Raw genomic sequence first — 6,261 nt, 5'->3', positions numbered from 1 at the left:
CCGCCGACCCCGGGGCCGTCCCCGTCGACCACGCCGGCCCCCGCACCGAGAACACGCAGCCTGAACCGCCCACCCTCGGCTCGGTCGACCCCGCCGCGACGGGGTACGACCAGGCCGGCGGCGGTGCGCAGCTCCCCCTCGGCGAGCATCACCGTCGCCCGGATCAGGGCGAGCATCTGATCCGAGGCCGCACTGCTCGGGCCGGTGACGTCGATGAGCCCGATCAGCTCACCCGTCCCGGGGTCGTGGACCGGCGCCGCCGCGCAACTCCACTCGTGGGCCATCTCGAGATAGTGCTCGGACCCGCGGACCCGCACCTCCGTGTCGTGCCGGAGCGCGAGCCCCGGCGCGTTGGCCCCGACCGCCTCGTCCGTCCAGACCGCGCCGGGGATGAACGCCATCGACTCCGCGCGGGACCGGACGCCCCGGTCACCGATCACGCGGAGCAACCGTCCCCGCTCGTCCGCGACGGCGACGATGTGCCCGCTGGAGACCACGCCCGACACGAGGACCGACTCGACCACCGGGAGGACCGACGCCATCCGGTGCTCCGCCACGTGGCGGGAGAGGTCCGGGCCCTCCAGCTCGACCGACGGCGCGACCACGGTGGGGTCGATACCCCGATGCCTGCTGCGCTCCCACGACTCGGCCACCAGCAGGCTCGCCGCGGGTCCCGTGCCCCCGAACATGTCGTCAGTGTAACCCGTATCACACGAACCGGGATCACAAACCTGACGCGCCCCTCATAAACGGATCTAAATAGACCGTGCTGAACACGGACAGCGGCCAACCCTCTACACTTGCCAGTGATACAGGCCACACATGACCTAAGGATCGCAATGACGACCGAGTTCGCCACCCCTCCAGTAACCAAGCCCTTCCCTGTCGAGAACCTCGGCCGACTCCTGTTCAAGAACGCGGAGGAGGCCCCGAACGACGTCGCGGTACTGCGGCTCGTCGGGACCGACTGGAAGGAGGTCACCTGCGCCCAGTACCTGGAAGAGGTCAAGGGCGTCGCCAAGGGACTCATCGCCCGGGGCGTCAAGCCCGGCGACCGCCTGGCCATCATGAGCCACACCCGCTACGAGTGGTCGCTCATCGCGTGGGCCTCCTGGGCGGTCGGCGCCGTCACCGTGCCGATCTACGAGACCTCCTCGTCGGGCCAGTGCGACTGGATCCTCACCGACTCCGGCGCGACCGTCGCCGTGGTCGAGAACCTCGAACTCCGCGAGGTGCTGACGTCCGGCACCGAGTGGAACGGCGACATCATGGTCATCGAGAACGACCTGGTCGCCCAGCTCACCGCCGCGGGAGCGGATGTCACCGACGAGCAGCTCGAGCAGGCCTCGCTGGCGACGGGCCACGAGGACCGGTGCGCCATCATCTACACCTCCGGCACGACGGGCAACCCCAAGGGCTGCGAGATCCTGCACGGCGGGTTCGCCGGCGTCGTGATGTCGGTCGAGGAGCAGCTCAAGGACGCGTTCGTCCCCAACAGCCGCACCCTGATCTTCCTGCCGCTGGCACACGTGCTGGCCCGCATCCTCGAGGTGGCATGCTTCTACAAGCGCGTCGCCGTGGCCCACGAGCCCGACACGACCAAGGTCGTCGAGCGCCTGGCGGAGATCCACCCGACCTTCCTCGTGTCGGTCCCGCGCGTGCTCGAGAAGGTCTACAACTCCGCCGCGGGCAAGGCCGAGGCCGCCGGCGGCGCCAAGGCCAAGATCTTCAAGGCCGCGGTGCAGACCGCGATCGACTACTCCATGGCCATGGAGGGTGGCGGGAAGCCGCCCGCGGGCCTGGCGCTCAAGCAGAAGTTGTTCTCCAAGCTGGTCTACTCGAAGCTCCACGACGCCCTGGGCGGCGAGTGCAACCGCATCATCTCCGGCGGCGGCCCCCTGGGCGCCCGTCTCGGCCACTTCTACCGCGGCGCCGGCTTCGACCTGCTCGAGGGCTACGGCCTCACCGAGTCCTCGGGCGTGCTCACCGTCAACCCGATCGGCCAGGCCAAGATCGGCACCGTCGGTCGACCGATCCCCGGTGTGACCATCCAGATCGCCGACGACGGCGAGATCCTGGCCAAGGCCAAGACCCTGTTCAAGGGCTACTGGCAGAACCCGAAGGCCAACGAGGAGTCCTGGACCGGCGAGTGGTACCACACCGGCGACATCGGCGAGCTCGACTCGGACGGTTACCTGTCGATCACCGGCCGCAAGAAGGACCTCATCGTCACCGCCGGCGGCAAGAACGTGTCGCCGTCCCAGATGGAGGACCTCCTCTCGGCCGATCCGCTGATCAGCCAGGCCGTCGTGGTGGGCGACAACCGCAACTACATCGCAGCGCTGATCACCATCGACCAGGAGACCTTCCCGGCGTGGCGGGACAAGCACGGCAAGACCGGCGAGGTGGCGGACCTGCTCCAGGACGGCGAGCTGGTCGGCGCCATCCAGGACGCGGTGGACCAGGCCAACAAGTCCGTCTCCCGCGCCGAGTCCATCCGCAAGTTCAAGATCCTCGCGGCGGAGTTCTCGGTGGAGAGCGGTGAGCTCACCCCGACGCTCAAGCTCAAGCGCAACGTCGTGCACGACCGCTTCGGCAGCGAGATCGAGGCGCTCTACTCCGACAACTGAGTCCTCGACCGGTAGCGCCCGGGCCCCACGGGGTCCGGGCGCTGCGGCATTTCGCCGGCCCCGTCATTTCACGCGGGCGTGGTCCGGACGGGTGCGGGATCACGTACACTTGCCGATAGACAGATCGGTTCATTCTGAAGAACGGAACTCACCAATGGCGAAGATCTATTCCGACATCACCGAGACCATCGGCCACACGCCCCTGGTCCGCCTCAACTCCCTCACCGACGGCCTCCAGGCCACCGTGCTCGCCAAGCTGGAGTCCGCCAACCCGGCCGCCAGCGTCAAGGACCGCATCGGTGCCGCGATCATCGACGACGCGGTCGCCTCCGGCGCCCTCAAGCCCGGTGGCACCATCGTCGAGGGCACGTCCGGCAACACCGGCATCGCGCTGGCCATGGTCGCGTCCGCGCGCGGGTTCAAGTCCGTCCTGGTCATGCCCGACACCATGTCGGTCGAGCGCCGTGCGGTCATGCGTGCCTACGGTGCCGAGCTCATCCTCACCCCGGGCTCCGAGGGCATGAAGGGCGCCGTGGCCAAGGCCGAGGAGGTCGCCTCCACCCGCGAGAACGCGGTCCTGGCCCGGCAGTTCGCCAACCCGGCCAACCCGGACGTCCACCGCCGGACCAGCGGCCCCGAGGTCTGGGAGGACACCGACGGCGAGGTCGACATCTTCATCGCCGGCATCGGCACCGGCGGCACCATCACCGGCGCCGGCGGGTACCTGCGCGAGCAGAAGTCGGACATCCAGATCGTGGCCGTCGAGCCCAAGGACTCGCCGCTGCTCACCGAGGGCAAGGCCGGACCGCACAAGATCCAGGGTCTGGGCGCCAACTTCGTCCCCGAGATCCTCAACCGGGACATCTACGACGAGGTCATCGACGTCACCCTCGACGATTCGCTGCGGATCGCCAAGCGCCTCGGCACCGAGGAGGGCATCCTCGCCGGCATCTCGTCCGGTGCCAACGTGTGGGCCGCGCTCGAGGTGGCCAAGCGTCCCGAGAACGCCGGCAAGACCATCGTGGTGATCGTGTGCGACTACGGCGAGCGCTACGTGTCCACCATGCTGTTCGAGGACTACCGCGACTGATGACCGACCCGACTCCGTCGACCGCGGACGCGCCCGCGGCGGGGATCCTGCGCACCCTGCGCGAGGATCTCGCCGCGGCGCGTGCCCACGACCCGGCGGCCCGGGGAGATGTCGAGAACGCGATCGTCTACTCCGGCCTGCACGCGATCTGGTCCCACCGGCTCTCCCACCGACTGTGGGTGGCCGGCGGGACCGGCCGGTTCGCGGCCCGCGTCCTGAGCCAGTTCACCCGGTTCCTCACGGGGATCGAGATCCACCCCGGTGCCACCATCGGTCGGCGGTTCTTCATCGACCACGGCATGGGCGTGGTCATCGGGGAGACCGCCGAGATCGGCGACGACTGCATGCTGTACCACGGGGTCACCCTGGGCGGCGTCTCGCTCAAGCACGTCAAGCGCCACCCCACCCTGGGCGACCGCGTGACCGTCGGCGCCGGGGCCAAGATCCTGGGCCCCGTCGAGATCGGTTCGGACTCGTCGGTCGGCGCCAACGCCGTGGTGGTCAAGGACGCCCCGGCCAACTCGATCGTCGTGGGCATCCCGGGCGTCGCCAAGCCCGCCACGGAGTCGAAGGAGGAGCTGCGCGACGCGCAGTTCTACATCGACCCCGCCATCTACATCTGACCCCTCGAGGTCCGGGACCCACCCCACGAATCCCGTGGGGGCGGGTCCCGGACCTCGTCGTGGTTCCGGCCGTCCCGACCACGCGCCCGATCGCTGTCCGGGGCTGGCCCGCGCCGCGCGGCCGGGGATAGGATCGCCGTCACCGCACCGCGGGATCGAGGTGATCGTGACCATGACGACGACGATGCGGGCCTGGGTGGTCCGCGAGCCGGCACCCCTGGCGCGGTCCCCGCTGGACCTCGTCGAGCTCGCCGTGCCCGAGCCCGGGCCGGGTGAGATCCTGATCCGCGTCCTCACGTGCGGGGTCTGCCGGACCGACCTGCACGTCGCCACAGGTGACCTCCCGGTCCGCCGACCGCGGGTGGTCCCCGGCCACGAGATCGTCGGAGAGGTCGTCGGTTCGGGTCCCGGGTGCGTCCGGTTCCTCACCGGTGACCGGGTGGGCGTCCCCTGGCTGCGGGGCACCTGCGGGAGTTGCGGTGCCTGCCGGGCCGGACGGGAGAACCTGTGCGCCCGGTCCCGCTACACCGGATGGGATGCCGACGGCGGCTACGCGGAGTTCACCACCGCTGCCGAGGCCTTCGCCTACGCCCTTCCCGACGGGATCGACGACCTCTCGGCCGCGCCGCTGCTGTGCGCGGGCATCATCGGGTACCGCGCGCTGAAGCGTGCGGCGCTCCCGCCGGGCGGCAGGCTGGGCGTCTACGGCTTCGGCGGTTCGGCCCATCTCACCGCTCAACTCGCCCTCGCGCAGGGGGCGGAGGTCCACGTGCTCACCCGGGGCGAGGGCGCGCGCCGGTTGGCTCTCGACCTGGGAGCGGCCTCGGCCGGTGATGCCCGCGAGCACCCCCCGGTCCCGCTCGACGCCGCGATCCTCTTCGCTCCGGCGGGGGAGATCGTGCCGGTGGCCCTGGCGGCACTCGCCCCCGGCGCGACGCTGGCCGTGGCCGGCATCCACCTCTCCGACATCCCCCGGCTCGACTACCAGCGGCACCTGTTCCACGAGCGGACCGTGACCAGTGTGGAGAGCAACACCCGCTCCGACGGCGAGGAGTTCCTCGCCCTGGCCGAGCGCCTCGCCCTCCGCCCCACCACCCACGAGTACCGGCTCGACGAGGCCCCCGACGCCCTGGCCTACCTCGACGCGGGGGACGTCCGCGGCGCCGGTGTCCTGCGCGTGGCCCACCGGTCCACCGAACGGCGCTGACCGCTGGCCCGCCGGGCCTGCGGCTGACCGCGGCGGCGGCTGAACCCGGCACCGGCTAGCCTCTGCACCATGGGACGACGGACGAGTCGTCACCCCGCGCGGAGGATCATCGCCGGCAGTGACGCCAGACGTGAGGTGGCGACCCTCGCGGTGGAGGAGCCGCTGGAGGTCCGTCTCGGGGGACGCCCCTACCTCGTCACGATGCGCACCCCGGGCGACGACATGGACCTGGCCGCCGGTTACCTGGTGTCGGAGGGGGCGATCTGGCACCGCGACCACCTCCCCGAGATCTGCTACTGCACCACCGTGAGCGGCCGCACCGAGCAGGACTACAACACCCTCACCGTGACCCTGTCCCCGGATGTCCCGGAGCCCCGGTCCGTCCGCGTGACCGCCATGACCAGCTCCTGCGGGGTGTGCGGCGTCGACTCGGTCGCGGAGGTGCGCAAGGCGACCCACTTCCCCGCCGAGCCGGCCACCCCCCTGGTCGGGGCTGCGGTCCTGCTCTCCCTTCCCGACCGGCTCCGCGAGGGTCAGATCGTCTTCGGCCGCACCGGCGGGGTCCACGCGGCGGCCCTGTTCTCCCCCGACGGCGACCTGCTCTGTCTGCGCGAGGACGTCGGTCGGCACAACGCGGTGGACAAGGTGGTGGGTTGGGCCCTGCGCGAGGGCCGGCTCCCGCTGCGGGAGACGATCCTGCAGGTCTCCGGG

At 70.7% G+C, this 6,261-nt stretch carries 6 protein-coding genes; 5 read left to right on the top strand and 1 reads right to left on the bottom strand.

Annotated features, from left to right (window positions below):
- Positions 1 to 689 (bottom strand): GAF domain-containing protein (locus G6022_RS08590; RefSeq protein WP_347238164.1); only part of this gene is annotated, 689 nt, incomplete at its 3' end.
- Positions 690 to 839: 150 nt separating this feature from the next.
- On the opposite strand from G6022_RS08590, the gene G6022_RS08585 reads away from it, so the two are divergent.
- The 5 genes from G6022_RS08585 to G6022_RS08565 all read left to right on the top strand — a co-directional run.
- On the top strand, positions 840 to 2,630 hold the full coding sequence (locus G6022_RS08585) for a long-chain fatty acid--CoA ligase (protein ID WP_182639111.1): 1,791 nt from the start codon (positions 840 to 842) through the stop codon (positions 2,628 to 2,630).
- Between the two features lie 154 nt (positions 2,631 to 2,784).
- Positions 2,785 to 3,720 (top strand): cysteine synthase A, encoded by a 936-nt coding sequence (gene cysK / locus G6022_RS08580; RefSeq protein ID WP_179524173.1) that lies wholly within the window; start codon positions 2,785 to 2,787, stop codon positions 3,718 to 3,720.
- Positions 3,720 to 4,343, top strand: coding sequence for a serine O-acetyltransferase EpsC (gene epsC / locus G6022_RS08575; protein WP_182639113.1), 624 nt, complete (start codon positions 3,720 to 3,722; stop codon positions 4,341 to 4,343). The genes cysK and epsC overlap by 1 nt, the downstream gene beginning before the upstream one ends.
- A gap of 172 nt (positions 4,344 to 4,515) precedes the next feature.
- Complete coding sequence (locus tag G6022_RS08570; protein WP_206682368.1) at positions 4,516 to 5,550, top strand: zinc-dependent alcohol dehydrogenase family protein; 1,035 nt, start codon at positions 4,516 to 4,518, stop codon at positions 5,548 to 5,550.
- Between the two features lie 69 nt (positions 5,551 to 5,619).
- Positions 5,620 to 6,261: formate dehydrogenase accessory sulfurtransferase FdhD (locus G6022_RS08565; protein WP_241731125.1), on the top strand; the 642-nt coding region annotated here is incomplete at its 3' end.

Origin of the sequence: Dietzia sp. Cai40, from assembly GCF_014145165.1 — a bacterium.
Classification (GTDB): Bacteria; Actinomycetota; Actinomycetes; order Mycobacteriales; family Mycobacteriaceae; genus Dietzia; species Dietzia natronolimnaea.
Note: the sequence above shows the minus strand (reverse complement) of the source record. Positions and strands in the feature narration are given on the sequence as shown.